Below are 26,790 nucleotides of genomic sequence, written 5' to 3'. Positions count from 1 at the left end.
TAGTTATGGATTCGTGGAAGAAACGGGCAATACTTTACCATTAAAATATTTATTTCCTGTAAGCGTAAAATCGTAAATATAATTGGCCATTTCACTAGCTGAAAGTGGCGCTTGATAGCCTGGAAATGCTTCATTCAGCATTTCGGTTTGAACAGAACCCAATGCCAAAACATTAAAAGAAATTCCTTGTTCTTTATACTCTTCAGCCAATAATTCGGATAACGTAATTACTGCTCCTTTACTGGAACTGTAAGCTGCCAATCCTGCAAACTTAAGACTTCCTTGCACGCCTCCCATCGAACTTATGGTAACCACATGACTGCCTTTTTGTAAATATGGCAAGCAAATACGGGTCAAATTGGCCACTCCAAAAACATTGACTTTATATATATTTTCGAAATCATGCTGAGTCGTTTCCGAAAAAGGTCTTAGTAACAAACTTCCCGCATTGTGAACAATGGCATCGATGGTTTGCCAAGTTGCAGACAAAAAATCTGTTACTTGTTGCAATTCCTCTTCATTGGACAAATCAACCGAAAGACAGGTTATATTTTTATGAGAAAGTAGCTGTTGGTTTATTTTTCTAGACACAGCGAGCACTTGATGTCCCGAATTGGCAAACTGCAAAGCCAACTCCAGACCTATTCCCCTGCTTGTTCCTGTAATAATAATGTTTTTCATTCGAGGATAATATTTGTTTTTTTAAGGAAAATGGAATCGCCGTTCTTCGTTTATATTTTATTTATGAAATCACGTCGATTTCATATAGCAAAAATAGTCAAAACAGTCAAAAAACTGTGATTTTTAAATTTTAAAAAATATATTTTTATCCTCTAATAAACAGGAAAAAATTTAACCTTTGTTTTTATAAATCATAATCTTTGTTCCACTCAAAATAACCAATATGCTAACCTTTAACAAAAACTATTTTGGATTCGCTATCCTGATCTTTTTAATCGAAGTTTTGATTGCACTTTACATTCATGACCGCTTTGTAAGGCCTTACCTAGGTGATGTTTTGGTAGTTATTTTGATGTATTGCTTTTTAAAATCTTTTCTCAAACTACCCGTTTTGAACGTTGTGCTTGCTGTATTGGCTTTCTCTTTTACAATCGAATTCCTTCAATTTTTGAATATCGTCGAAAAGCTAGGCCTCGAAAAATCAAAAATTGCCAGAACAATCATTGGAACTTCATTCTCTTGGATTGATCTACTAACTTATATCATAGGAATTACAGTAGTATTAATTATCGAAAAATATTGGCATAAAAAACAAATGATTGAAAACTAAAAATAAAGTGATGAGTTTAATTTTACATATTTTTACAAAAAAATAAAAAATAGAATCTATAAAAATGATCGAAAATATCCAATTTGAAGTAGCAAAAAATACAGACATTGAAGGTGTGCTTGCGTTACAAAGCATTTATTTAGTATCGAATATGACCGAAGAGGAAAAAGCTTCAGGATTTGTAACCACTCCTTTTTCTGTAGATCAACTCGAAGAAGTGATTCGCCAGGAAGGTTTGTTTATTGCTAAGGACAACAACAAAATTATCGCTTATATTTTTGCGGCGAGTTGGGATTATTTCAGTCAGTGGGCTATTTTTAATCACATGACTCCAATGCTTCCGGGACTTTCATTCAAAGATTTTAAGATGACTGACACCAATACTTTTCAATACGGACCTATTTGCATCGACAAAAAATACCGAGGAAAGGGCTTGATTAATCCTTTCTTTGATTTCATGAGAACACACCTTGTGAAACGTTTTCCAGTAAGTATTACTTTCATCAACAAAACCAATATGCCTTCACAAAAAGCACATATTGAGAAACTAAAATGGTCGGTTATTGGTGATTTTCAATTTAACAACAACAACTATTTTATTTTGGCGTATGATATGAGTCAACCTTCTATCGAATAGTTTTCTTCAAATACTTTTTGTAGACTTTTCGAGCCTGAAACCAAGCCAAAATCACAAAAAACAAAGGAATAACAATTGGCATAAAAACTTTTGAATAATCCAATATTTTTTGGGACAACGAATTCAATAAAACGATTACAGCCAGCATTCCAAAAAAGGTTCCAGCCAGTGTTCCAAAAATATAATGAAATTTAAGTTTTTTGGATAGGGTTATGTATTTGGCATTCATCAGATACAAATTCCAGCCCATCCAAAATGGAATTTGAAGAAAATTTAATCCACACAATATCATTCCAATTAAAAAAGGAGAATATTGAATATAATCTTCTAAATAATTATGCTCTTCGGCCGTTTGATTCGAATAGGCATAAAATACATAAGCAATCAACAACAGAAAAAAGACAGCAAAGAAATCGATGCTTTTCATCAGTTTTTTATTTTCTGCCAATTGGTTTGAAAAAATAACTGTTAAATAAATAACAACAGCTTCAATTAAAATAACGCCTAATAAATAAGAAACCAATGAATTAATTCCCAATTTAGACAAAACCTCAACTCCAATAATATTCAAATACCCAAGAGGCAATGATCCCACAAAGCTCACGATAAATCCAACGATTATGTTTTTTAAGGTTTTCATTTATTGGAAATTGATGATTTTCTGATTCTGTTTTTGATGCAAACGGTATTCTTTCATTCCGACTTTGTGTTCCAAATATGGAAACCCCAATTTATGATTGGCTACACTTATTTCATACATATAAGTAATATGACGTGCGAGCTCTTTCCATGCAAAAAGCAAAGAATGCTTGGGGTCGTAAATATGAGTTGGTTCACTTGCAGCTCCATTCAATTCGACAACAGAGAAGTTTTTCCCTTTTTCCAAATCTTCAAACGAACCATACATTATATCCAATCTTCCAAAATGGAAACCGGGAATTTGCATACACATTTCGTTGAAAGTGTCGGTAAGTTTTGGTGTTATCCAATGACTTCCGTCTATAAATTTGGCTCCACGAGCATGATTCCCGTAAGGTACAAGATTTACTTTTTCGCTCACAGGCAAAACCGTGTGCAATTTACTCCCATACTCCTGTTCCAAAACTTTTAATTGCAATTCATATCGGGGATTTTCTTTTATCAATTCTTCAATAGTATTCACTCCGTTTCCGGTAATGATTAAAAATTCCTTGGCAACTATTCCTGTAATCCGGCCATTTTTTTCATGTGGATAGCGGACATAAAAAACACCAATTTCATTTTCATAAGGAATCAAATCCTGCACAATAAAGTCGAAATGAGCTCTTTCGGAATATCGTTTTAAATCATCTGGGGTTTCTATTTTTTTGACAGCAGAGCCTCGCAGACCAATATCCGGTTTGGCAATAAAAGGATACTTAATTCCTGCATCTTCCAGCACTTTACTTATGTCATCAATAGAAGTTCCCGCTTTCACCAATTCCGTTTTAGGATAATATTTTTTTGGAATTAGGTTGTAAATCTGCTTTTTACTTTCCATCATAAAACCGCCATTTTTGATGGTCGGATTGGAAGCATTAAAGAAAAAAATAGATTTTGCCTTAATCGAATAGTACGCCCATAGAAAATAAATTGGGATATAAACGATTTGAAAAGGCCAGTATTCCCAGTGGGTTAATTTATGAAAGAATAGTTTCAATTTTGCAATGGTTTATTAAATGGAAATAAATGTTTTAGAATATTCTTTATCGGCTATCAAGTCCAGATGATGAATCATAACTTTGTTTTTCTCGATAACCGATTGTGTTATGCTCAAGGTTTTCAACTCATCGTTTCTATTAATAACCAAACCGTTTTCATCATTACCATTTTCTGTATAACGATGAAAATGCAGCATTTTATCTTCTGTAATTTCTGGATTGGCATCTAAAAAAGTGTAGAACCAACTTGAACGCTGCTCCCGAATCGCTTTTGAATAAAGGGTTGAAGAAGACCAAATATAATTTTTATCAATCTCTAAATTTAAGGTTGCTTTTTCGACTCCATTCCAACGCAATTGAAAAAGCTGCTTATCCTGAAACAAAACTAAGGTAAAAGGCTCGATGTTTTCTAAATCAATTTCATTCCAGAATTCCTTTGGTGAAGTGCTACTTATCATTTCTAGAACAATTTGACCACGGCTTTTACGGTATGGCAATTGCACTTGATGTTTTTCATCGGCTCCGTTTAATAAAACCAAAACCGTTCCGTTTTCATCCACCACAAACCAAGTTCCTCCAGCTTTGGAGTCTTTTGGATAAATAATATTTTTTCCGTTCAACGTGTAATTCTTTGGCGGAATAGCACTTGGGCGGATTATTTTTTCATCACGATTGGAGGTAATGATAATGGTATCATTGGAACAAACAAAACTTACTGTACACATTGTTTTCTATATTCAATTGTAGAACGAGCCACTCCAAAATTATCATCAACGACTATGCTTTCGCATTTCAAAATCGCCACTTTAATTAAAGCTTGATGATGAATGCAATGTTCCAAATTATATAATAATTCTCGATAATAATTGCTTTGAATATGGACAGCATTACCATCAATTATTTGTTGTAATTCGATATTTTTATTATCCTTTGAAATGCTGTTTTTGATATCCAAAATCATTTGAATTGCAAAATCCGTATTGGTTTCAATCAAAACATTTCGCTCTCTTTTATCGTAATTTACAATTCCGGAATCATAATTTCGATTCAAACACTGAAACATTTCTATAATATGTCGAGTATGCTCACCAATGCTGGCGCCACTCAATTCAAAACAAGATTTTGAATATTCCCCTTGAGACAATTGATTGAGCAATTCAATCAGTTCGTCCAGGCTATTATTTATGGATGGAATTAGCATATTATAGTTTCAATTTTAAGAGGTTGATAATTTTACTTTTATTCCAATAAATCAATGCAACACAACAAAGAAAGGTAATTATTGCTAAAATAAACAACTCGCCTCCATCATTTTTAACCTCGATTCCCAATACAAAAAGATGTGATAAAATAGCGCCAAGCATTACTCCTGCTCCCATTAATGCACCTAACCAAGTTGTTCTTGGAATCAGAATTAAAATAGCAGCGATTAACTCGGCTATTCCAGATCCAATTCTGCCATACGGTTCTATTCCTAAGGTAGAGAAAATATAAACACTTTCTTCGGCACCCGTGAATTTAAAATACAACGTTTGCAATAAAATGATTGCAGCAGTTAGCTGAAATAACCATTGTCCAATTGATGTTTTCATAATTTCTTATTTTATAAATTTCTTCCAATTGGCGTCAGCTTTTGCCTTCAAATTGGCTTCGTCTTTATTCCAACTTTTTAAGGTATTGTTGAAATACGCATTATAAAACAAATACAATTTTCCATCAATAATTTTAAAAGTTTCAGGATTGATTTCGACTTTCTCGCCAGAACTTCCCATAGCAAAAGCACACCAACCTCCATATTGTGGCTCGAAAGAAGCTGGGCTTTTGGAGAAAATTTCTTTATTTGAGGCTGACGAAAATTGATATATCACTCCATCATAAGCAACCGAAATTTCTTTTTTGCCTTTTACAACTTTATTTTGTTTAAAATAAGACACGGGATCGTAACCTTGAATGGCAACTTTTTTTTCCAAATTATATTCGGATAATTTTTTGCTCGCACTTTGTGCAAAGGATGTCGAAGATGCAACGAAAATCAACAGCAGTACTATTCCTCTTTTCATAATAACCATTTTTTTGTTTATCTATTTTGATATTACAAATGTAAAGCAGTAAAAAAAGGTAAAATGTCGGGTAGTTTACATTGGAGGCAAAATTTCTCTAAATCAATTGACTGCCTTGGCAAAACCAACGGTATCACGATACATCTGAGGAGAAACTTCGGCATTAATTTTAAAGAAACGACTAAAATAATGCTCATCGTCATACCCTAGCTCATAGGCAATTTCTTTGACTGGTTTATTCGTTAAGTACAATTCCCTTTTGGCTTCGATAATAATGCGTTCTGCAATTAAATTGGTTAACGTTTTATTGAAGTGATTTTTGGTGATTTTGGCTAAAGCTTTTGGAGAAATATTCAGCAAATCGGCATAATCACTGGCAGAATGTTTGATTTTGAAATTTTGTTCAATGAAGTTTTTTAAGTTTTGAAGAATAAATGGCGCTGTATTTTCTTCTATTGAAACAAACTCTTTTGGTTGCTGTTCTTTTTTTAATCGAGAAGCTGTAATGAGAAAGATTTTCAAATAGGATATTAATAATTCATACTGTGCTAACGCAGGATTTTGCATTTCAATCTTTATTTGTTCCAAAACCATATTGAATGTAGCTCTAGCCCCTTCATCAATTATTACATATGGTGGTTCATAAATATTATTGAACAAAACTCCATTACAAGCTACTTCATCATGATGTTTCATAATACAAAAAAAGTCGGGATGAAAATGAATTACTTTCCCTTCTATAGCGCCATCAGATGATAACATAAAAGGCTGATAGGGTGCAAAAGCCAGTAATTGATTTTCTGAAAAATAATATTCAGAAAAATCTACTTTTACTTTGCCTTTTCCTTTTTGAATCCAAATTAGGGAATAGTAATTCAATCGTTGAATGTGATCAAAACAAGAAATGCTTTCAAAAGAAAAAAGTTTGAAAGCCAAATTTCCGTTTTGTGGATTAACTAAAGTAAACGTGGATTGATCTATCATACTATGCTATTTTTATAAACAAATTTAGTTTAAACCAGATTCTTTTAGTCTGTTTTTAAGATTTTCTATTTCTTTTTCTAACTTTGAAATGTACTGAAGCTGTGGTTCAAAAGCTATTTGTATTTCTTCCACAGTAAAACGTTGTGTGATGTGCTGAGGACAATTCCAGTCAAAAGCTTCAATATGAAAAAGCATCATTCGCTCTGGACGAAACTGATAATCTTCTAAATCGAGTTTGGTCAATAACTCCGGATTATCTTTCAGTTCAATAATTTCGGCTTTGGCAAAAATTTTCAACCTGGCCCTTACAGTATAATCCATCATAATTAATGCCACATTATTGTTGGTCGCAAAATTCCCGACCGATATGTATTGTTTGTTTCCAGAAAAATCGATAAAACCAATTGTTTTTTTATCTAAGACTTTCACAAAACCTTTGGGTCCGCCTCGATGCTGGATGTAAGGAAAGTCTTTTTCACCAATGGATGCCAAATAAAAACTATCCCGATTGGCTATAAAATCCATTTCATTTTTGGACAAACCATCAATGAAATTGAATTTTTCCATTCGTTCATACCCTTTTCGACTACCATGTTTTTCTTGTAGCGCTTTGACAGCATCCGAAAAGGCTATTTCTGCAAAATTTTTAGCCATAAGAAATTATTTAAATTTTCTGTCTTTTTCGTCTATTGGCAAATCATTAATACTGGCAAAACGCTTACGCATCAAACCATTTTCATCAAACTCCCAATTTTCGTTCCCGTAGGCACGAAACCATTGTCCCGCTGCATTTCGATATTCATATTCAAAACGAACGGCCATTCGATTTTCGCGAAAACCCCATAACTCTTTTTTGAGTTTGTATTCGAGTTCTTTTTCCCATTTTCCTTTCAGAAATTCTTTAACTGCTTCACGACCATTGATAAAATCGGTTCTGTTGCGCCATTCGGTGTCAATGGTGTAGGCCAAAGCAATGCGTTCTGGATCTTTGCTGTTCCAAGCATCTTCGGCTAGTTGCACTTTTTGTAAAGCAGTTTCCATATTAAAAGGCGGAAGTGGATGTCTTTTTTCCATAATAAATGATTTTGTTTAAATAGAATGCAAACTAACTCCAATTGAATTAGTTTGCACTTTTTGAATTTTAAAAATAAATTATAAAGCTGGTGCCAAAGGAAAATCAACTGGCACTTGAGTTAAATTGTGCAAATAGTTCATTGCTGTTTTATCACTCACTTGAAGTATCAAATCTACTAAATTCTCATTAGTATAACCTTGAGCAAAAAAAGCGTCAACTAAATCAGAATTAGCGTTTCCTCTGGTCTGTGTAATTTCGGCAGCAAGCTGAACCAGTGCATTCAATTTGGCATCCGTAGCTTTTCCTCTTCTAATGTCCAACAATTGCACATCTGTAAAACCATTCATTTTTCCAATAACCGTATGGGCACTTTGGCAATACGTACAGTTGTTAACTTGACTTACGATTAAATTTACCGCTTCTTTTTCTTTATTGGATAAAGAAGTTTTTGCATTTTGATAAGCTAAATATTTTTCCAATCCATTTTTTGAATAGGCAATCGTAGCATATAAATTTGGAACAAATCCTAATGCTTTTTGTAAATTATCAAAAATTACTTGGTTGTTTTCTGAAACTTCTGATCTTGTTGGAACTGAAAATGTTGTAGTTGTCATTTTATTTTTCTTTAAAATTGCTTGTCTTTATTGACATTACAAAGATGCGACAGCTTTAAAAGGTATAAAATGGATAATAAACGCAAGGTGATGGATAATTTTCCTTTACTAAAAATAAACCCACTACTAAACAACAAAAGAAAAAGTTGTATAACTACAATTTAGTAATATCTTCAATGATAATTTCTTTACGATTGTAATACAACAAGCCATTAGTCTCCATTTCATTTAGCAATTGAGTGGCTGTTTGTCTGGAAGTGCAAATCACTTGAGCCATATCATTCTGGGTGAGATAATTTTCAAGAACAACTCTATTATCTGTTCGTTTGCCCTCTCTTTCGGCCCAATCTTTTAAAAATTGATACAATCTAGTTTTGGCATCCTTCGAAATTAAATTCGCATAATTGTTTTTGATGCGTTTCATTTTCAATCCTACAAACTTGGTATAAGACAACGCCAAACTAGGATTTTGAAGCAATAAGTTTTCAAAATCAGATAGCAGAAAACTACAAATAATAATTTCATCGGTCAATGCTTTGGCATATTCATTGGAATTTACATCATTTTCCAAAGTCAATTCACCAAACAAATCGCCTTTTTGAATAATATCTTTGATGGTTTCGTTGCCGTCATCATCGACAGCAACAATTTTGATGCTCCCTTTTTTAAGAAGAAAAACCCTTGGCACATCTGAAGAAGAAAAATAAATCACGTCTCCTTTTTTTGCTTTTTTAAAACCCGTAATAATACACAACTGTTTAATTTGTGACATACTCAATGTCCAAAATAATTTGTGATCTCGAAGGTACCAATATTTTAATTCGTCGTACATAACCATTTATAATTGTGTTGCCAATTGATGTAAAAATAAACAAAGTCCTGTTCAAAAAAACGGTTCCCTCAAATAAAAAAATCCAAACTCGAAAATTCAAGTTTGGATTTATATATCGATATATCGAAAATCAATTATGCAATTAAAGTTCTTGAAATTACAATACGTTGAATCTCGGAAGTTCCTTCATAAATTTGGGTGATTTTGGCATCACGCATCATACGCTCGACATGATACTCTGCTACATAACCGTTTCCACCGTGAATTTGTACTGCTTCAATGGTAGTATCCATTGCAGTTTGAGAAGCAAACAATTTGGCCATTGCTCCCGATTGAGAAATATCCATTCCTTGATCTTTTTGATACGCCGCATTAAAACACAACAATTTGGCGGCCGAAATTTGTGTAGCCATATCAGCCAATTTGAAAGCAATTGCTTGATGTTTGAAAATTTCTTTTCCAAAAGCTTTACGCTCTTGCGAATATTTCAAAGCCAATTCATAAGCACCAGTTGCAATTCCCAAAGCTTGTGAAGCAATACCGATACGTCCACCGTTTAAAACTGACATTGCAAAATTGAAACCAAAACCATCAGCTCCAATTCTATTCTCCTTAGGCACTTTCACATCATTAAACAATAAAGAATGTGTGTCTGAACCACGAATACCCATTTTCTTTTCTTTTGGTCCAATATCAAAACCAGCCCAGCCTTTTTCAACAATAAAGGCATTGATTCCTTTATGCCCTTTTTCAACATCCGTTTGGGCAATTACTATATATGTAGAAGCGGTCCCACCATTGGTGATCCAGTTTTTGGTTCCGTTCAATAAATAATAATCCCCCTTATCAATCGCAGTGGTTTTTTGAGAAGTTGCATCCGATCCAGCTTCTGGTTCCGATAAACAAAATGCTCCAATCACCTCTCCTTTGGCAAGTGGAACCAAATATTTCATTTTTTGTTCTTCATTACAGTATTTTTCTAATCCAGCACAAACCAATGAATTATTCACAGACATAATAACCGCTGCTGAAGCATCAATTTTAGCAATTTCAGAAATCGCCAAAACATAGGAAACACTGTCCAAACCAGAACCTCCATATTTTGGATCTACCATCATTCCTAAAAAACCAAGATCAGCCATTTTTTTGACTTGTTCTGTAGGAAATTTAGAGTGTTCATCTCTTTCTATTACTCCTTCCAACAATTCAGTTTGAGCAAAATCTCGCGCTGCTTGCTGTATCATTAATTGTTCCTCGGTAAGATTAAAATCCATAATAATATAAAATAAAAATTGGTTTTTGTTTTAAAAATGTTGTCAAAGGTAATTTTTAATTATGAATTTTTCAATTTTGAATCGTAAATTTGGCCTATGAAAAAAGATTACTATAACGTTATCGGAGTGATGTCAGGAACTTCGCTAGATGGAGTCGATTTGGCTCATATTCAATTCGAAATAAAAAATGATAAATGGTCATTTGAAATATCCGAATGCGAAACCATTTCTTACGATTTGAATTGGATTTCCATTTTGAAAACTGCCGTAGATTACAAAGAAAACCAACTGATAGCATTAAATAAAAACTACACTCAACTTTTGGCTTCCATTATTGTTGATTTTATAAAGAAGCATGACATTCACGATTTGGATGCCGTATGTTCGCATGGACACACCATTTTACATCAGCCACAAAACGGTTTTACACTTCAAATTGGAAATTTACCCGAAATTGCAAAACTGACACATCAAAAAGTAGTTTGCGATTTCAGGGTGCAAGATGTACAATTGGGTGGTCAAGGCGCCCCGTTGGTACCGATTGGCGATCGCATCTTATTTTCAGAATACGATTATTGCATGAATCTTGGTGGTTTTTCTAATGTTTCTTTTGAAGAAAACAACCAAAGAATTGCTTTTGATATTTCGCCTGTAAATACGGTGCTTAATTTTTATGCCAATCAACTGGGTCTCGATTATGATGACAAAGGTCAAATTTCAAAAACGGGTAAGTGCAATGCTATTTTGCTTGACGAATTAAACGCTTTGGATTTTTATAACAAAAAATACCCAAAATCATTAGGCTTTGAATTTGTAAAAGAAACTGTTTTGCCTATAATTGAAAAGTATCAAATTCCTGTTGAGGATAAATTAAACACTTTTTCTGAACACGTAGCGTTTCAAATTGCTGCAGCATTACCAAAAAAAGATGGTAACTTATTAACCACTGGAGGAGGCGCATACAACGATTTCTTAATGGAAAGAATTCAATTTTATTTGCCAAAAATGAATATAATAATACCCTCCAAAAAAATTCTGGAATTTAAAGAAGCATTGATTTTTGCTTTACTCGGGGTTTTAAAACTTCGGGAAGAAACCAATGTGCTACAAAGTGTAACAGGAGCACATCACGATCATAGTTCTGGAATTATTTTTCTAGGCAACTAAAAGAATTCTTTTCGTTTTTTCAAATATCAAACCTATTAACATACTGTTTATCAATTAATTAGACAAATCATAATAATTCTTTATGTAATTACTATAGAGTTTAAATGCAATAAAATTATCTTAAAAGTATTTTTTTTAAATCAAAAAATAGCTATTATCTTATAATTATTGTAAGTGTTTATTTACCAGTACATTACTTTTTTATAAGAAATAAACAACTATAACGTTATATTTTAAATATTTAATAAAATAAAGTTATTAAAAAATTAAATTTATGACGTTTTAGCATTATTTTTGCGCGAAATTAAAAATACCTCAAACATGAAAAAAATATTTTTAGTAGCAATTCTTCTCATTTCTAGTTTATTTTCGGAAGCAAATGCTCAAAAACAAATAGATTATGAAGGAGTAACTCTTCCTAGAACAATTGCATTTGAAGGTAGGGATTTACAACTAAATGGTTTTGGATCTCGCACCAAATTTTGGACTGAAGTTTATATACAAGCTTTATACCTAAGCAATTTATCTGATAACGCTACAGATATTTTAAATAGCGACACTAATATGGCAATTCGTTTGCAAATAACATCATCATTAGTTTCTTCAAAAAAATTATCTAAAGCTTTACAAAAAGGTATTGTAAAATCTATTGGAGAAGAAAATGTACCAAAATTCCAAACCCAATTAGATTTACTGGAGAAACTTTTGAATCGCGAAGACACCAATAAAAATGACAATTTTAATTTAATCTACACACCAATTGATAAATCAATTTGGGTTTACAAAAACAATGTGTTAGAAGGTAAGATTCCAGGATTTGAATTCAAAAAAGCTTTTTTTGGTATTTGGTTGAGCAATAATCCTGTTGATGAAGAATTAAAAAACAGTTTATTAGGACATTAATCCAAGCTGTTTTTTAAATAAATTTACTATTCCTTAAAAACTATAAACTATCATAATCGTGAAAAAAATTATATTAGTAATAACACTTGTTATTTCGGCCTTATTTTCTGAAGCAAATGCTCAAAAACAAATTGTCTTTGAAGGAGTAACCATACCGAGAACAATGAAATTTGAAAATAAAACGCTGCAACTAAATGGTGCTGGATCAAGATCTAAAATGTGGGTAGAGGTTTATATTCAAGCTTTGTATTTGAGTATATTGTCTCAAGATCCTAAAGAAATCATCAATGACAATTCTACCATGTCAATCCGAATTGAAATTACTTCAGCATTAGTTTCATCAGGTAAATTAACCCGAGCAATTCATGCAGGTTTTGAAAAATCTGCAGGTGATCGTTTTGAGACTTTAAAGCCAAAAATGGAATTGCTAAAAAGCTATTTGGCTGAAGAAATCACAAGAGGAGATGTTTTTGAATTAACTTATAATCCAACTGACAGTTCTGTTTGGGTTATAAAAAACGGTCTCTTTAAGGGGAAAGTGGAAGGATTTGAATTCAAAAAAGTATTTTTTGGTATTTGGTTAGGGGATAAACCAGTTGACGAAGATTTAAAAAATAGTTTATTGGGTATTTAGTCCTTTTTTGAACTTTCAAAAAATATTAAATTTTTAAATAATAATCATGATCTAAAATTGGCATAACTAAAAAATTGTAGGTCACGGTCAACAACAAAAACTCCATTAGAAATAGTGGAGTTTTTTTTATACTTTTTACCAACCTTGAGTCAAACCATTCTTCAAGACTTCTTCGTATTTCTCTTTGTCAAAACTGTAGAGGTTTGGGGCTTTGTGGGCTACGTTACTTTTCTTTTCGTCGAGTTTAGTAAGTATTCCTATTGAGATTATTTTTCTAAGAAAGTTTCGGCGATCTAATGTTCTTCCTAATATGGTTTCGTATAATTTTTGGAGTTCGGGTATAGTGAATTTTTCTGGCAGAAGATTATATCCTATGGGCATTAAATTCAGTTCGGTTCTGAGTGTCTCTAAAGCCTTGTCCAGAATTACCCTGTGATCTAAAATCAATTCGGGCACCTCATTATGATCAATCCATTGTACTGTTTCACTCGAATTATCGGGTTGCGGAATGGCTCTAGAAAAATTGACCAACGCATAATAACCTATAGTTACAAACCGACTCGTGTACCATTCTACCTCTTCGGGAGAAATTCCAAAATGAGCCAAAGCATCACTACTAAAATGATCTTGATTTCTTTTTACTGCTCCAAATGTGTTGAATTGTCTCAGAAAAATTCCCTTGAGTCCAGTCCTGGAATGTAAAACACTAACAGCCGCAGTATCAATATCTTCATCTTTCGAAATAAACCCCCCAGGTAAAGACCAACTGTCATTGTACCCTGTTTTGATTAACAAAACTTTGAGCTGATTGTCATCAAAACCAAAGATTACACAATCAATTGACAATCCAGGTTGATACTCTTTAGTGTTTTTTAAATGTGTTTTTAACATGGCTTTGTGGTATCGTTATTCCTATTCGTTATTACGCCGCAATTTAGTTCATTTTTAGTATAGAAAATAAACTAAAATTAATCTTAACTATCGAGAGGCACTTAAACAGAAAAGTTACTTATTGATTCTTAAAGGAATGATAAAATTGAAATCCGAAAAATTAAATATTTACCTAAAAATACTGTCAAGTTCATCCAAATCAGTATTTAAATCTTTTTTTTTTACCAAAATTGTTTTTTGTATTAAAATTAAATGTACATTGCGTCATATTAACGCATTGCATTTTATTAAAAACCAACCACTTATAATTATGAAAAATACATTTTTGCTCATTATAGGATTTTTTATTTCGGTATCAGCATTCTCACAAACCACGGATTATAGAGAAAAAGCCAAAAAGTTAGTTTCCCAATTGACTCTGGAAGAAAAAGCGTCCTTATGTTCTGGAGAAACAGCATGGTCCACACAAGCAATTCCGAGATTGGGAATTCCTTCTATATTTATGACGGATGGCCCTCACGGTTTACGAAAAGCTGTAGGTTTTGATTTTACCAATAGTGTACCTGCCACTTGTTTTCCTACTGCCTCTGCTTTGGCCTCCTCATGGAATACGGCTTTGGCACAAAAAATGGGGGAAGCATTGGCTCTAGAATCACAAGCCAATGATGTTCAAATTTTGTTAGGCCCAGGTGTCAATATGAAACGTTCTCCATTGGGCGGTCGTAATTTTGAATACTTTTCTGAAGATCCTATTCTGGCTGGTAGAATTGCTACGGCATTTATAAACGGAGTTCAAAGCCAAGGTGTAGGAACTTCGATGAAACATTTTGCAGCCAACAATCAAGAATTTGAACGAATGTCCAACAGTTCCAATGTAGACGAGCGCACTCTGAACGAAATCTATTTTCCTGCTTTTGAAATGGCGGTAAAAGAAGCACAGCCTTGGACCGTTATGTGTTCGTATAATAAATTGAATGGTGTATATGCTTCTGAGAATAAATATTTATTAGATGATGTTCTAAAGAAAAAATGGGGTTTCAAAGGATTTGTTGTTTCTGACTGGGGAGCGGTAAATGACAGGGCTCTAGGAGTTGAAGCAGGTTTAAACCTTGAAATGCCAGCCAGTGGAGGATATAATAATAAAAAAATCATCGAAGCGGTAAAAAAAGGCGCTTTGAAAGAAACCACATTAGACGAAATTGTAATTGAAACGCTGGCCGTAACGCTTAAAGCGAAAGATAGTCACAAACAAGGAATAGTGGTAGACAAACCAAAGCACAATGCTTTGGCAAGACAAGTAAGTGGCGAATGTATTGTTTTGTTAAAAAATGACAACTCTATTTTACCGTTATCCACTACGACTACCAAAATTGCAATTATTGGGGCATTCGGAAAAACACCGCGTTACCAAGGTTCTGGAAGTTCGCAAGTAAAACCAACACAAATAGAAAACGCCTACGATGAATTGCAAAAATTGTCTAAAGGAACCTCTTTTTCTTATGCCGCAGGTTACGCAACTGATGGAACAACAAATGAAACATTGATTGCCGAAGCAGTACAAAATGCGAAAAATGCCGAAACTGTTATAGTCTTTGCAGGGTTACCAGATATTTATGAATCTGAAGGATACGACAGAGCCAACATGGATATGCCTGCGGGACACAACCAATTGATTGACGCCGTTGCCAAAGTCAATAAAAATGTGGTGGTGGTTTTAATGAATGGATCGGCGGTTTCTATGCCTTGGAAAAAAGAGGTGTCAGCAATTGTAGAAGCGTATTTAGGTGGTCAAGCCGGTGGTGGTGCGATTGCTGATGTATTGACTGGAAAAGTAAATCCTTCCGGAAAATTATCCGAAACTTTCCCGGCGCGTCTGGAAGATACTCCTACAGCAATCGATTTTCCTTCAAAAGACGGTAATGCCAATTACGGTGAGGGAATATTCATTGGATACCGTTATTATGACAAAAGAAAAATCGAACCTAATTTTCCTTTCGGGTACGGGTTAAGTTACACCACTTTTGCATATTCTGATATTAAAGCAAATACAACACTTGCCAAAGATACTGACGATATCATTATTTCGTTGAAAGTAAAAAATACAGGCAAAGTCGCTGGCAAGGAAGTAGTCGAATTGTATGTACGTGAACAAGCTACAGAAACGTCTCGACCAGAAAATGAATTGAAACATTTTGAAAAAGTAGACTTAAATGCAGGAGAAGAAAAAACAATAAGCTTTCACTTAACATCTCGCGATTTTGCTTATTACAGTACTGTTGCTCACGACTGGGTTGTAAAATCAGGAAAATTTGACATTCGAGTAGGAGGTTCTTCAAGAGATTTGCCTTTGCAACAAACTATTGAAATTCAATCTACCAAAACGGCCAAAATTGTTTTTACGCGTAATTCTATGTTCAAAGAATTCAAAAACGCACCAAATAGTTCTGTGATATATGAACAGCTTACTAGAAGTTTTACTGGCGGTAATAAAAAAGCTGTAACCGAAGAAGAGAAAAAAGCAGAATCTTTTATGCAAGCCATGCTGGGAGATATGCCAATCAGTAAATTCATATTGCTTTCAGGCGGAAAATTTACCGAAGAAGATCTGCAAGCTATTTTAAAAAGTGCTAATGCAAGTTAAAAAAACACTATATTAATTGGTTATTTAATAGTTGTTTATCTTTGAGGTTGTCTCTGTCGGGCAGCCTCATTTTTAAAAAAATCTAATCTATCTGTATGGAAAAATCTACTTTATTAATTTCAAAAAAACATTATCCAATACTGGACGGTTTACGGGGTGTAGCGGCACTTATGGTAGTTGCTTTCCATATTTTTGAGGCTCATGCGACCAGTCATTTAGACCAAATTATCAACCACGGATATCTTGCGGTCGACTTTTTTTTCTTGCTTTCGGGATTTGTTATCAGTTATGCTTATGATGATCGCTGGAGCAAAATGAGTGTCGCTGATTTCTTCAAAATTCGCCTTGTCCGACTGCAACCCATGGTGGTGATGGGAATGATAATTGGTGCTATTTGTTTTTATTTTCAAGATTCAGTTTTATGGCCTGCTATACATGAAGTCCCCGTTTGGAAAATGCTTGTTGTAATGTTCATCGGTTTTACACTTATTCCTGTTTCCTCATCCTTGGATATAAGAGGTTGGCAGGAAATGCATCCGCTGAATGGACCAGGCTGGTCTTTGTTCTTTGAATATATTGGCAATATTCTTTATGCTTTATTTGTACGTAAATTTTCGAATACAGCACTTGCCATTTTGGTGTTTTTGTCAGGTTGTCTCTTAATTCATCTTGCACTAACAAGTCCAAATGGAGATGTCATTGGCGGCTGGTCTCTGGAACCTGCACAGCTTCATATTGGGTTTTCACGCATGCTGTTTCCATTTTTTGGGGGATTATTATTGCATCGCATCGTAAAACTGACAACTATTAAAAACGGTTTCTTTTGGGCTAGTTTGTTAACGATTGTTGTTCTGGCAATGCCCAGAATTGGCGGAAGCGAACATTTATGGATGAATGGTTTGTATGATTCTTTGAGTATAATTATCCTCTTTCCATTGATTGTTTATTTGGGTGCAAGCGGGGAAGTTACAGGCAAATATCCAACCCGAATCTGTAAATTTTTAGGAGAAATATCCTATCCTATATACATAACTCACTATCCGTTGATCTACATTTATACGGGTTGGGCCGTTGGCAACAAACCTTCCTTTCAACAAGCATTTCCTTTTGCTTTATTGACATTTATAGGAGCTATTATTCTTGCTTATACTTGCTTAAAATTATATGATGAGCCTGTGCGAATTTGGTTAAAACAAAAAGTATTAAAAAACAATTAATCAATAATATCCTTAGACCCAAAACACAATTATACCATTGGTAATAAATAGTCCTTTATAAATACCACATATCTCCCCGATACTACCTTCGAAAGAAGCAAAAAATATTGGACTCTTATAAATGCCAATGGTAAACTTTTACAAAAAAAGCGATACAATTCAGAAGAATGGTGTCGCTTTTTTGTTTAACAAGAGCGCTTTATTTATTGATTCAAAGACTCTCCTTTAGATTTATTCTTATTATTTAGAAAGAAAACTGCTTTTGCAAATTCTTTTCCCAAATCAATATAACCATCACTTTTATAATGGTATTTGTCTGTATATTTATAAGTATTTGTAGTTCTAACAATGGCAACATTGGGTTCAGTTAAAGCAAATTTTTCTTGTCCGTATTGCACCAATTCCCCAAAACCCCAAACTTTTCCATCGGCATCATCACCCGAATCGGATATCTTTCCAATGACTATTGGTAAATCATTATTTCTGAAAGTCGCTCGCATGAGTTGCATTAATCGCTTTAAATTTGCACAGTATTGATTGGCAATTTGTTCTGTTTTATCGGAATCGCTTTCTCCTTGCATCCAAATAATGCCACTCGGAATCAAAACATCTTCAACTCCATCACCGTTTATGTCTCGTACAGCCATCGCGTTATTGACCGTTTTTAGAAAATAATCATATTGATTCATTCCTTTTCCTCCTCTAAAATCAGGTTCCCAGGCGCCAAAATAAGCAGTACCACTACTATCAATCGATGAGCCATTTCTGGCATATTTTATAATGGCCAGTTTTTGGTTTGGATATAATTCCTGTAGTTTTTTGGCAAACGAAAGCTCGACACCAAATCGATCCGAAAGTGTATTATTCTTTCCATCAGATGCAAATCCGGTACCGTTCCCGGGTTGAAGTACCTCCCATTTTCCTAACCCTCCGCTTTTATCATTATCTCCGACAGGATTTCCTTGATAAATAAAAACATTTTTATTTTTTTTATTCAAAGAATCTGGAAGCTCTTTTACATACCCATACCCCTGCATATTCGATTGACCTCCCAAATAAAACACACGAATGGTGTCTTTTTGGGTTTGTGCCAAAAGCATACTGGGCATGAGAAGAAACAGTAGAATATATTTCATTTTAAATTATTTCACCAATTCAAAACTATCTCTCAAACGAATGTCAGCCGATGACGAACCTATCATCAAATCGAAATCACCGGGTTCTGAACCAAATTCCAATGCATTGTTGTAAAACGATAATTTTTGGTTGTCAATAGTAAACTGAATAGTTTTGGTTTCCCCGCGATTCAATGTTATTTTTTGAAAATCTTTCAACTCAATTATCGGGCGCACCACAGAACCTACTTTATCTTTCAAATACAATTGAACCACCTCTTCGCCTTTTACGCTTCCCGTATTTTTTATGTTTGCCGAAACCGTAATTGACTCCGTATTTTTCATTGTTTTTTGAGACAATTTCAAATCCGAATATTCAAAAGTCGTGTAGCTCAATCCGTATCCAAATGGGAATTTCGGAGTTGTTGGCAAATCGATGTAAGCCGATTTGTAAATTTTATCTTCATTAACAGAAGGTCTTCCTGTATTAAAATGATTGTAGTAAATTGGAATTTGTCCTTCGGTTCTCGGGAATGACATTGGTAATTTTCCAGACGGATTGTAATCTCCAAAAAGTACATCGGCAATGGCATTACCCGCCTCAGAGCCCAACCACCAAGTGTACACGATCGTTGGCATATTATCGGCGGTCCAGTCAAAAATAAGAGGTCTTCCGGCATTAATCAAAATAACAATGGGTTTTCCCGTTTTTTGAAGTTCTTTGATTAAATCTTCCTGAACACCGGGCAAATGCAGATTGCTTTTACTCTTGGCTTCCCCGCTCTTATTGAAGTTTTCTCCTATACTCAAAATGATCACCTCGGCTTGACTGGCAACATTCAATGCATCAGCAAAACCTTCTTTACTTTTACTTTCGACACCACATCCTTTGGCGTACAAAATTTTGGTTCTTTTGCCCACTTTATTCTCCAAACCTTCCCACTGGGAAACGATATAGGTCGAATCAACATCCTTTACATCAACAGCCCAAAATCCGTGATTGTCTCTTTTGGATTTTACCATTGGCCCGATAAAAGCAATTGTTTTCAACCCTTTCGAAAGTGGTAAAACATCTCTTTCATTTTTCAAGAGCACAATACTTTTTGCTGCTATTTCTCTGGCTGCTTTGGTGTGTTCTGGATTATTCAATTCTTTTTGCTCTCTTTCTGGATTGCAAAATTTATAAGGGTCGTCAAACAATTCCATTTCAAATTTCTTGCGTAAAATTCGTTTTACAGCATCATCAATTAAGGCAACCGGAACTTTATTTTCTTTTACCAATTGCTCCAGATTATAACGATATGCATTGCTTTCCATATCCATATCACTTCCCGCAGTTATAGAGGCAAGAGCGGCTTCCTTATTATCTTTTACATAACCATGACTCACCATTTCGCCTATCGAACCCCAATCGGAAACCACAAAACCTTGAAAATTCCATTTTCCTTTCAAAATATCTCTAAGCAAATAGGTATTGGCACTTGCGGGTATTCCGTTAAGGTCGTTGAACGAATTCATAAATGTGGCTGCACCAGCATCGAGAGCAGACTTGAAAGGAGGCAAATACGTTTCCCAAAGCATTCTATCGCTCATATCAACTGAGTTGTAATCGCGCCCACCAATCGCAGCTCCATAAGCCGCAAAATGTTTGACACAAGCCATAACCGAATTGACTTCACCCAAGTTGCCTTGAAATCCTTTGACTCTGGCATAGGCAATTTTCGATCCCAAATAGGTGTCTTCTCCAGCGCCTTCCATCACTCTACCCCAACGCGGGTCGCGTGAAATATCCACCATTGGCGCAAAAGTCCAGTGAATTCCTGAGGCAGCCGCTTCGGTAGCAGCAATTCTAGCCGAAAGTTCAATCGCTGTCAAATCCCAGCTTGCGGCTTCGGCCAACGGAATAGGAAACGTAGTTTTGTATCCATGAATCACATCCAGACCAAACAACAACGGAATTTTCAATCGGGATTGCATCGCCAAATCTTGATATTGTCTTGTGTGTTTGGTTCCCATAACATTCAACATCGAACCAATCAAACCTTTTTTAATTTCGCTTTGTTTATTGGCATTAATCGTAATTGGCCCTGTGGCACTATTATCTGCTGTATATTGATTCATCTGCCCTATTTTCTCTTCGAGTGTCATTTGTTTTAGCAAACTTTCCACTTTCTGATCTATCGTTTGTTGCTGTGCAAAAGCAAAAAACGAAACAAATAGCAATGCTAATGTTGTTGTTTTCTTCATTATAAAAATTTTATATTCAATTAAGCAAAGCTCTATTTTGATTTGGCTGCCGTTTTAAAATCCAAGAAATTAAGATTAAAATTTCCTCCTTCAAATTGAACGCGGATTTTATTGATTCCTTGCTTCAGTGCTATATTTTTAAGAACAATTGTTTTCCAATTCGTTTCTCCTCCAGTGACCGGCAATTCAATTGTTTCTGAAATTTTCTTTCCATCCTGTTCCAAATACAATTTCCCACCTGCTTTTTCACTGGAATAGCGAATAGCAACATCAAAATTATTTTGGCTTTTTACCTCAACAGTAAACTGTAGCCATTCCTTATCTTCAATAAAGGAAACCTGAAAACCGTTGGTTATTTTATCCGTACAGGTTACGATATCAACACCATCGTTTCTCATTTTGTTTCCTTTGTTCCATTGTGTAAATTTAGTTCCGTCGTAATTCGCCACATCTTTATCAGAATAAGCATACCCATTTTGACCCAAATCAAATTCGGTTGCAAACACTTTTCCAGGTAAACTATGTTTTTTATAAGGTTTGGAATCGGTAGTTTGCACTTGTCGGAACATCGCATCAATCACATCGTATCTGATGGTCAAGTTTTCCATTTTATAGTTATCAGCCATTTGCATCAAAACCTTTTTAGAAAATTCCTGACTTGGTTTTTGACCTCCATTTTTCCAATAGTCCAATATTTTATCATAGCCAGCAGGTTTTGTAACCGAAGTAACTCCCGCCAAATTTTCAATTTTTTTCATTGGCCAAAAAGCCCAGCCAATATTATTGGATTCCATTAATGAAATGGCTTCCTCAAACCATACATTTGAGTTTTCGCCACTTTCGCCCAACCAGATTGGGACGTTGTATTGGGTTCTGTAATCCAACATTTTTTGTATGGATGGAATGTCATTTTGATTCCAATATTTATGAAAACTCAACGCCATATTTTCATCCCAAAGCGGGAACATGCCATTGTAATTATTCCCCCAACAATTCCCTTCAATGATAATCATGTGATGCGTATCAATGGCTCTTATTGCATTTGTAAGTCTAACCTGCAACGCTTTTAAAGGAGCATTTGAGGTTTCGTCGCAACCATTTTGATTGGTACCGGTAAAATTCCAATTGGGCTCATTGATAATATCATATCCCCCAATCCATGGACTGTCTTTATAACGCTCTGCCAATTTTTCCCAAAGTGCCACCATTTTATCCTGATTTGCAGCACTCTCCCAAAGTGATGGTTTTGAATCATCATAGTCGGATATTGCAGCATCTTTCCCTTGGCCTCCGGGAGTCGCATGCAAGTCAAGAATTAAATATATTTTATTGGCAGCACACCAGTTTAATAAATCATCGGTCATTTTAAAACCTTCTTCGAGCCAAGTAATCTGGCCGCCTTTTTCGGTTTCAATCGCTGGAGTGTATAAATTATAATGCATCGGCAAACGAATGGAGTTAAATCCCCATGCCGCCAAAGAATCAATATCTCTCTTGGTTATTCCGTTGGTTTTGTAAGCTTTATAAAACTCTTCCGTCCCTTTTTCTCCGATTAAATCCGTAATTTTTTGTTTGATTTTATACTGAGGGCCAGCAAAAGCACCGGTTTGAATCATATAACCTTCCTGCACCATCCATCCGCCTACTCCCAAACCACGCAAAACAACATTTTTTCCGTTTCCGTCGACAATTTTTTGCCCTTCTCTATGCAAAAAGCCTTGCGAGTAGCAATTACAAACAAAAAACAAGGAAGTAATAAGTATTGATGAGAAAAATTTCATGAAAAAAAATTTAATTTTTATAATTAGTTGTTTTACTTATAAGATAATAACATTATTTCTTTTTGAAAAAGAATGAAAATTGCTATTCTAATATTTGTTTATTAATTATTCCTTTTTATAATAATTGAAGATTTAACTTCGAGGTTATTCTCCAAGCGTAAAACATAAACACCATCAGATAAATTGTTCGTGTCTATCGAATTTGTTGTTTCGTTTGAGTCTATTGTTGTGATTGAATATTGTTTTCCAGTAAGGTCAAAAATTTGTGCAGTGTATTTGGTAAAGCCTTCTGGGACAATAAAATTCAATTTATCAGAAACCGGATTTGGATAAACGGCAAACTCATTCTCTTTTATTTGACTCTTTTCAACTGATAATTTTGCAGTAGTTGAAGCGTAATTAAAAGATTCCCAACCAGACACGGATTCTCTATTACAATTCATCCCTGAAGTTGCACCTCCTTCCGAACTAAGAAATTTTCCATTAAATCCTTTTAAGGCTATTTGTTGCCCTATATTAATCCATTCAAATGACTCCCATCCATTCACAGCAGTACTATTGGAAGTAACAGGTGAAGCTCCGTTTTGCGAATTCATATATTTTCCATTACTGTCTCTTAGTGCAATTTTATTGTCTCCTGCATTAACAACTGTGAATTTTTCCCAACCTTGAGCTGTACTTCTATCTGCAGTTACCACTCCAACACTATTGTTTGATGAAACATATTTACCGCTATTCTGGAGTGATATTACGCTGCCAATAGGAGCAATAGGTCTTAGCCTGTCTTGTAATGTGCTTACCAAATTACAATTGGATAATAAAGATTTATTACAAATTTCATTAGTTGCCGTTACAGCATCAGCTATACTAGGTTTGGCACTTCCAAATTTCACATAATTACAAAGCGCATCCCATTTTGGGGTACCTGGAAAGGAGTAAATAGATCGATCTGTGTATTGTCTTTTCCAAGCCCAAAATGCCCATCCAACGTTGGCAGCATCATAATCTATCCTAGCATCACGAATCCAATCCAATGTATTCTCTCCGAATTCTCCTGTCCATACAGGAATATTCAATGCTGCACCTTGTCCTTTTATTAAATTTAAATCAGGATTGGGATCTAACTGCCCTTGTGGTCCATAATAATGATTTTCGAATACTAGATTTGAGTCCCATCGTTGTAACATATCATAAAAATCACTACCATAATAATTCCCTTGTGCAAAAATGAGATGATTTGAATCGACCTCTCTAATTCTTGCAGTCATTACTTTATAAGAAGCCATTAAATTACTTTTTTGACCATTTCCATTGTCCAAAACTGGTTCATTAAGTAAATCATAGCCCGCAATCCACTCATTACCAGCAAAATTTTTATAGTGATTTGCTATATGATTCCAAATACTCGCTGCTATGTTTACATTATTCCAGTTGTTCCAAAAGTTTGGTGTTCCTCCATTTGGATTGTCGCAAGTGTAGCTCGTACTTTGATAGCCTGGGGCTGTATGCAAACAAAGAATTACGTGTATATTATTATTTTTGGCCCAAGTAACAGCTTTATCTAACCAAATGAATCCGTCATTTGTAAGAGTACCTGTATTTTGATTCCAAAACATATTGTATGCAAAAGGGATTCTAACAACATTATAACCTAGCGCTTTTGCTTGAACAAAATCAGAATTTGTGATATATGAATTTCTCCAATTATTTTCAAAACTTACTGTTTTCGCTTCATCATTTCCAAATAAATCTTTAAATAATCCTCTTATTTGAGTAGGTGATTTTTCTCTCACATTACCACCTGGTTCAATATTCATCATATATCCCTCCCACACAAGCCAGTTTCCAAAATTTACACCTCTCAAAGTTATAGGATTTCCGTCTTTGAGTATCTTGGCTCCAGTATTTGAAACGGTTAGTCTCTGCGAATTTACTTGTAAACAAAGTAATAAAAGCATGGTACAAATAGTACTTTGAAGAAGTTTAAGTTTCTGGTTTTTTATGGTTTTTGGTTTATTGTTCTTCATGATTTTTGGTTAGTTAATATTATATAGAGATTATACAAAAGAGTTTATATCAAAAAAAATCACTTTTCAACCAGACATAAATAGATCCAATAATAAAAATAATTAGTGTTAATAAAATCATCTTTAAGGAGCAATCCTAAAAGGCCTTATTGACCTTTTAGGCTATATTTTGTAATCAGTTTATACTTAAATCAATAAGAAAAAAGATCAATCTCTTAACTTAATACACCAAAGTCTGAATTGCATTAGGCAAAATAGTAATTTGGGTTGCTTGGGTTCCAACACATAAATTATAAATTACGGTAGCCTCACTTTGGTTCATCACAACAGTTACCATTTTCCCGTCTTTATTCAAAAATGAAGTACTCAACAAACTGCTTCTGCTCACGGCAGTACTTACTCTTTTGGCTTCGGGACGAATAAATTTTGAAAAATGTCCAATATAATAATACGAAGGAGTATAAATTAATTCGCCAGTTTTGGTATCGGCATGAACCGGAGCAAAACAAAAATTACCCACATGATTTGGTCCGCCATTTTCATCCAGAAGGATATTCCAGTCCGTCCAACCCACAGTTCCGTTATTAAAATCATTTATCATTGAAGTTCCATAACGTTCACCATTAGTCCACAATTGATAATTTTTGGCATCAAATTTTTCTATACATCCTTCGGTAAACATCAAGTTTTTATCCGGATAAGCTTCGTGAACTCTGGCTACATTCTCAAACATTGGGTTACCACCAGCCCAAGTTTCATACCAATGGAATCCCATTCCCCAAGCATACTTTGATGCTTCGGGATCAGAGAAAATAACATTGGCTCTTTGCAACATCAAATCACGGTTGTGATCCCAAACAATAATTTTTTTATCGCCCAGTCCTTCTTTTTTCATCGTGGGTCCAAGATAATTTTTCAAGAAATCTCTTTCTGCTTCGGCAGTATAGACACAAGATTCCCAGGTTTGTACCGCCATGGGTTCATTCTCTACACTAATTCCCCAAATCGGAATACCCTCTTTCTCGTATGCTTTTACAAACTTGGTGTAATACGTTGCCCAAGGTTGGAAAAATTCAGGCAATAATGTTCCGCCTTTCAGCATGTCTTTGTTACTTTTCATGAAAGCAGGAGGACTCCACGGACTGGCAAAAAGTGTTATTTTTCCGCCAGCAGCTACTGTGGCTTTCTTTATCAAAGGAATTTTAAATTTCCTGTCGTGCTCAATGGTGAAGGTTTTCAAAGCGGCATCCCCTTCATCTATATAGGTATAACTCGCAGAACTAAAATCGGAACTGTGAATTGTGGTACGCATCAAAGTATAGCCAATTCCTTTTTCCGTGTTGTAATAGGCATCCAGCAATTCTTGTTGTTTTTCATTCGACAATTTGGCAAAAACTTCGGCACTAGCATCTGTTATTGCCCCTCCAATTCCCAGAAAGGATTGAAACTTTTTATCTGGATTTACAAACACACAAATTTGTCTTTCGTTGGGTTGTGCCAGTTCAGAAAAAGTAAGATTATCGGTTTTTGACAATCTCAAATTAGTGCTTTCTGCCGTAGTATACACCGCAACCGTTTTGCCTTTTGTAGAAAAAGAGTGGGCTTGTGATTTATTTTTTTGCTGTGCAAAAACAAAAAAGGTGGCTAGTATTAATGCTGTGGTGGTTATTTTTTTCATAATCTATAGTGTGGTTGTTTTTTTATAATTTTTTGGTGGCGAC

At 34.6% G+C, this 26,790-nt stretch carries 26 protein-coding genes; 7 read left to right on the top strand and 19 right to left on the bottom strand.

The window, feature by feature from the left end:
• Nucleotides 1-3: 3 nt before the first annotated feature.
• Nucleotides 4-681: an SDR family NAD(P)-dependent oxidoreductase gene (locus OLM57_RS07575; protein ID WP_264566618.1), complete on the bottom strand. Its 678-nt coding sequence runs from the start codon at nt 679-681 to the stop codon at nt 4-6.
• Between the two features lie 223 nt (nt 682-904).
• Here OLM57_RS07575 and OLM57_RS07570 point away from each other — a divergent pair, with 223 nt between their 5' ends.
• A complete protein-coding gene (locus OLM57_RS07570) occupies nt 905-1,291 on the top strand; it encodes a DUF2809 domain-containing protein (RefSeq protein ID WP_264566617.1) in 387 nt (128 codons plus the stop codon).
• A gap of 64 nt (nt 1,292-1,355) precedes the next feature.
• Entirely contained in the window at nt 1,356-1,928 is a 573-nt protein-coding gene (locus OLM57_RS07565; protein ID WP_264566616.1) for a GNAT family acetyltransferase, read from the top strand.
• On the opposite strand, the gene OLM57_RS07560 is transcribed toward OLM57_RS07565, so the two are convergent.
• The 12 genes from OLM57_RS07560 to OLM57_RS07505 form a co-directional block, all read right to left on the bottom strand.
• Nucleotides 1,918-2,568 (bottom strand): hypothetical protein, encoded by a 651-nt coding sequence (locus OLM57_RS07560; RefSeq protein ID WP_264566615.1) that lies wholly within the window; start codon nt 2,566-2,568, stop codon nt 1,918-1,920. The two genes, OLM57_RS07565 and OLM57_RS07560, sit on opposite strands and share 11 nt — an antisense overlap.
• Nucleotides 2,569-3,606 (bottom strand): D-alanine--D-alanine ligase, encoded by a 1,038-nt coding sequence (locus OLM57_RS07555; protein ID WP_264566614.1) that lies wholly within the window; start codon nt 3,604-3,606, stop codon nt 2,569-2,571.
• Between the two features lie 15 nt (nt 3,607-3,621).
• On the bottom strand, nt 3,622-4,332 hold the full coding sequence (locus OLM57_RS07550) for an NRDE family protein (protein ID WP_264566613.1): 711 nt from the start codon (nt 4,330-4,332) through the stop codon (nt 3,622-3,624).
• The gene (locus OLM57_RS07545) at nt 4,320-4,808 is read right to left on the bottom strand and encodes a DinB family protein (RefSeq protein ID WP_264566612.1); all 489 of its coding nucleotides are present in this window, start codon (nt 4,806-4,808) and stop codon (nt 4,320-4,322) included. The genes OLM57_RS07550 and OLM57_RS07545 overlap by 13 nt, the downstream gene beginning before the upstream one ends.
• Nucleotide 4,809: 1 nt before the next feature.
• Nucleotides 4,810-5,199, bottom strand: coding sequence for a DoxX family protein (locus tag OLM57_RS07540; RefSeq protein ID WP_264566611.1), 390 nt, complete (start codon nt 5,197-5,199; stop codon nt 4,810-4,812).
• Nucleotides 5,200-5,205: 6 nt separating this feature from the next.
• Entirely contained in the window at nt 5,206-5,667 is a 462-nt protein-coding gene (locus OLM57_RS07535) for a YHS domain-containing (seleno)protein (RefSeq protein ID WP_264566610.1), read from the bottom strand.
• Nucleotides 5,668-5,769: 102 nt separating this feature from the next.
• Nucleotides 5,770-6,651, bottom strand: a complete 882-nt coding sequence (locus OLM57_RS07530) for a helix-turn-helix domain-containing protein (protein WP_264566609.1) — start codon at nt 6,649-6,651, stop codon at nt 5,770-5,772.
• Between the two features lie 24 nt (nt 6,652-6,675).
• Complete coding sequence (locus OLM57_RS07525; RefSeq protein ID WP_264566608.1) at nt 6,676-7,305, bottom strand: pyridoxamine 5'-phosphate oxidase family protein; 630 nt, start codon at nt 7,303-7,305, stop codon at nt 6,676-6,678.
• 6 nt (nt 7,306-7,311) lie between these two features.
• The gene (locus OLM57_RS07520; protein ID WP_264566607.1) at nt 7,312-7,725 is read right to left on the bottom strand and encodes a nuclear transport factor 2 family protein; all 414 of its coding nucleotides are present in this window, start codon (nt 7,723-7,725) and stop codon (nt 7,312-7,314) included.
• 78 nt (nt 7,726-7,803) lie between these two features.
• Nucleotides 7,804-8,340 (bottom strand): carboxymuconolactone decarboxylase family protein, encoded by a 537-nt coding sequence (locus OLM57_RS07515; protein ID WP_264566606.1) that lies wholly within the window; start codon nt 8,338-8,340, stop codon nt 7,804-7,806.
• A gap of 154 nt (nt 8,341-8,494) precedes the next feature.
• On the bottom strand, nt 8,495-9,172 hold the full coding sequence (locus OLM57_RS07510; RefSeq protein WP_264566605.1) for a Crp/Fnr family transcriptional regulator: 678 nt from the start codon (nt 9,170-9,172) through the stop codon (nt 8,495-8,497).
• A gap of 134 nt (nt 9,173-9,306) precedes the next feature.
• Nucleotides 9,307-10,446, bottom strand: a complete 1,140-nt coding sequence (locus OLM57_RS07505; RefSeq protein WP_264566604.1) for an acyl-CoA dehydrogenase family protein — start codon at nt 10,444-10,446, stop codon at nt 9,307-9,309.
• A gap of 96 nt (nt 10,447-10,542) precedes the next feature.
• Here OLM57_RS07505 and OLM57_RS07500 point away from each other — a divergent pair, with 96 nt between their 5' ends.
• The 3 genes from OLM57_RS07500 to OLM57_RS07490 all read left to right on the top strand — a co-directional run bounded on the left by OLM57_RS07500 (nt 10,543) and on the right by OLM57_RS07490 (nt 13,150).
• On the top strand, nt 10,543-11,613 hold the full coding sequence (locus OLM57_RS07500) for an anhydro-N-acetylmuramic acid kinase (RefSeq protein WP_264566603.1): 1,071 nt from the start codon (nt 10,543-10,545) through the stop codon (nt 11,611-11,613).
• A 321-nt stretch (nt 11,614-11,934) separates the two neighbouring features.
• Nucleotides 11,935-12,516, top strand: coding sequence for a chalcone isomerase family protein (locus OLM57_RS07495; protein WP_264566602.1), 582 nt, complete (start codon nt 11,935-11,937; stop codon nt 12,514-12,516).
• A 58-nt stretch (nt 12,517-12,574) separates the two neighbouring features.
• Nucleotides 12,575-13,150 carry a chalcone isomerase family protein gene (locus OLM57_RS07490; RefSeq protein WP_264566601.1) on the top strand — a complete coding sequence of 192 codons (576 nt, stop codon included), beginning with the start codon at nt 12,575-12,577 and terminating at the stop codon, nt 13,148-13,150.
• 135 nt (nt 13,151-13,285) lie between these two features.
• Here the strand turns inward: OLM57_RS07490 and OLM57_RS07485 are convergent, their stop codons facing one another.
• Nucleotides 13,286-14,041 (bottom strand): NUDIX hydrolase, encoded by a 756-nt coding sequence (locus OLM57_RS07485; RefSeq protein ID WP_264566600.1) that lies wholly within the window; start codon nt 14,039-14,041, stop codon nt 13,286-13,288.
• Between the two features lie 310 nt (nt 14,042-14,351).
• Here OLM57_RS07485 and OLM57_RS07480 point away from each other — a divergent pair, with 310 nt between their 5' ends.
• Together OLM57_RS07480 and OLM57_RS07475 are read left to right on the top strand one after the other, a co-directional pair.
• Nucleotides 14,352-16,682, top strand: a complete 2,331-nt coding sequence (locus tag OLM57_RS07480) for a glycoside hydrolase family 3 C-terminal domain-containing protein (RefSeq protein WP_264566599.1) — start codon at nt 14,352-14,354, stop codon at nt 16,680-16,682.
• 95 nt (nt 16,683-16,777) lie between these two features.
• Complete coding sequence (locus OLM57_RS07475; RefSeq protein WP_264566598.1) at nt 16,778-17,899, top strand: acyltransferase family protein; 1,122 nt, start codon at nt 16,778-16,780, stop codon at nt 17,897-17,899.
• Nucleotides 17,900-18,102: 203 nt separating this feature from the next.
• Here OLM57_RS07475 and OLM57_RS07470 read toward each other — a convergent pair whose 3' ends face one another.
• The 5 genes from OLM57_RS07470 to OLM57_RS07450 form a co-directional block, all read right to left on the bottom strand.
• Nucleotides 18,103-19,035, bottom strand: a complete 933-nt coding sequence (locus OLM57_RS07470) for a sialate O-acetylesterase (RefSeq protein ID WP_264566597.1) — start codon at nt 19,033-19,035, stop codon at nt 18,103-18,105.
• Nucleotides 19,036-19,041: 6 nt separating this feature from the next.
• Nucleotides 19,042-21,261 (bottom strand): glycoside hydrolase family 3 N-terminal domain-containing protein, encoded by a 2,220-nt coding sequence (locus tag OLM57_RS07465; protein ID WP_264566596.1) that lies wholly within the window; start codon nt 21,259-21,261, stop codon nt 19,042-19,044.
• A gap of 32 nt (nt 21,262-21,293) precedes the next feature.
• Nucleotides 21,294-23,042 (bottom strand): cellulase family glycosylhydrolase, encoded by a 1,749-nt coding sequence (locus OLM57_RS07460; RefSeq protein ID WP_264566595.1) that lies wholly within the window; start codon nt 23,040-23,042, stop codon nt 21,294-21,296.
• A 101-nt stretch (nt 23,043-23,143) separates the two neighbouring features.
• Nucleotides 23,144-25,069, bottom strand: a complete 1,926-nt coding sequence (locus tag OLM57_RS07455) for a cellulase family glycosylhydrolase (RefSeq protein ID WP_264566594.1) — start codon at nt 25,067-25,069, stop codon at nt 23,144-23,146.
• Between the two features lie 220 nt (nt 25,070-25,289).
• Nucleotides 25,290-26,747 (bottom strand): glycoside hydrolase family 30 protein, encoded by a 1,458-nt coding sequence (locus OLM57_RS07450; RefSeq protein ID WP_264566593.1) that lies wholly within the window; start codon nt 26,745-26,747, stop codon nt 25,290-25,292.
• Between the last annotated feature and the right edge of the window lie 43 nt (nt 26,748-26,790).

It is taken from the genome of Flavobacterium sp. N3904, assembly GCF_025947305.1.
Lineage (GTDB): Bacteria > Bacteroidota > Bacteroidia > Flavobacteriales > Flavobacteriaceae > Flavobacterium.
Note: the sequence above shows the minus strand (reverse complement) of the source record. Positions and strands in the feature narration are given on the sequence as shown.

Excerpts from the sequence above, each read along its gene's own strand:
- OLM57_RS07575 (WP_264566618.1), bottom strand. The coding sequence starts at position 681 with ATGAAAAACATTATTATTACAGGAACAAGCAGGGGAATAGGTCTGGAG.
- OLM57_RS07570 (WP_264566617.1), top strand. The coding sequence starts at position 905 with ATGCTAACCTTTAACAAAAACTATTTTGGATTCGCTATCCTGATCTTT.
- OLM57_RS07565 (WP_264566616.1), top strand. The coding sequence starts at position 1,356 with ATGATCGAAAATATCCAATTTGAAGTAGCAAAAAATACAGACATTGAA.
- OLM57_RS07560 (WP_264566615.1), bottom strand. The coding sequence starts at position 2,568 with ATGAAAACCTTAAAAAACATAATCGTTGGATTTATCGTGAGCTTTGTG.
- OLM57_RS07550 (WP_264566613.1), bottom strand. The coding sequence starts at position 4,332 with ATGTGTACAGTAAGTTTTGTTTGTTCCAATGATACCATTATCATTACC.
- OLM57_RS07545 (WP_264566612.1), bottom strand. The coding sequence starts at position 4,808 with ATGCTAATTCCATCCATAAATAATAGCCTGGACGAACTGATTGAATTG.
- OLM57_RS07540 (WP_264566611.1), bottom strand. The coding sequence starts at position 5,199 with ATGAAAACATCAATTGGACAATGGTTATTTCAGCTAACTGCTGCAATC.
- OLM57_RS07535 (WP_264566610.1), bottom strand. The coding sequence starts at position 5,667 with ATGAAAAGAGGAATAGTACTGCTGTTGATTTTCGTTGCATCTTCGACA.
- OLM57_RS07530 (WP_264566609.1), bottom strand. The coding sequence starts at position 6,651 with ATGATAGATCAATCCACGTTTACTTTAGTTAATCCACAAAACGGAAAT.
- OLM57_RS07525 (WP_264566608.1), bottom strand. The coding sequence starts at position 7,305 with ATGGCTAAAAATTTTGCAGAAATAGCCTTTTCGGATGCTGTCAAAGCG.
- OLM57_RS07520 (WP_264566607.1), bottom strand. The coding sequence starts at position 7,725 with ATGGAAAAAAGACATCCACTTCCGCCTTTTAATATGGAAACTGCTTTA.
- OLM57_RS07515 (WP_264566606.1), bottom strand. The coding sequence starts at position 8,340 with ATGACAACTACAACATTTTCAGTTCCAACAAGATCAGAAGTTTCAGAA.
- OLM57_RS07510 (WP_264566605.1), bottom strand. The coding sequence starts at position 9,172 with ATGTACGACGAATTAAAATATTGGTACCTTCGAGATCACAAATTATTT.
- OLM57_RS07505 (WP_264566604.1), bottom strand. The coding sequence starts at position 10,446 with ATGGATTTTAATCTTACCGAGGAACAATTAATGATACAGCAAGCAGCG.
- OLM57_RS07500 (WP_264566603.1), top strand. The coding sequence starts at position 10,543 with ATGAAAAAAGATTACTATAACGTTATCGGAGTGATGTCAGGAACTTCG.
- OLM57_RS07495 (WP_264566602.1), top strand. The coding sequence starts at position 11,935 with ATGAAAAAAATATTTTTAGTAGCAATTCTTCTCATTTCTAGTTTATTT.
- OLM57_RS07485 (WP_264566600.1), bottom strand. The coding sequence starts at position 14,041 with ATGTTAAAAACACATTTAAAAAACACTAAAGAGTATCAACCTGGATTG.
- OLM57_RS07480 (WP_264566599.1), top strand. The coding sequence starts at position 14,352 with ATGAAAAATACATTTTTGCTCATTATAGGATTTTTTATTTCGGTATCA.
- OLM57_RS07475 (WP_264566598.1), top strand. The coding sequence starts at position 16,778 with ATGGAAAAATCTACTTTATTAATTTCAAAAAAACATTATCCAATACTG.
- OLM57_RS07470 (WP_264566597.1), bottom strand. The coding sequence starts at position 19,035 with ATGAAATATATTCTACTGTTTCTTCTCATGCCCAGTATGCTTTTGGCA.
- OLM57_RS07465 (WP_264566596.1), bottom strand. The coding sequence starts at position 21,261 with ATGAAGAAAACAACAACATTAGCATTGCTATTTGTTTCGTTTTTTGCT.
- OLM57_RS07460 (WP_264566595.1), bottom strand. The coding sequence starts at position 23,042 with ATGAAATTTTTCTCATCAATACTTATTACTTCCTTGTTTTTTGTTTGT.
- OLM57_RS07455 (WP_264566594.1), bottom strand. The coding sequence starts at position 25,069 with ATGAAGAACAATAAACCAAAAACCATAAAAAACCAGAAACTTAAACTT.
- OLM57_RS07450 (WP_264566593.1), bottom strand. The coding sequence starts at position 26,747 with ATGAAAAAAATAACCACCACAGCATTAATACTAGCCACCTTTTTTGTT.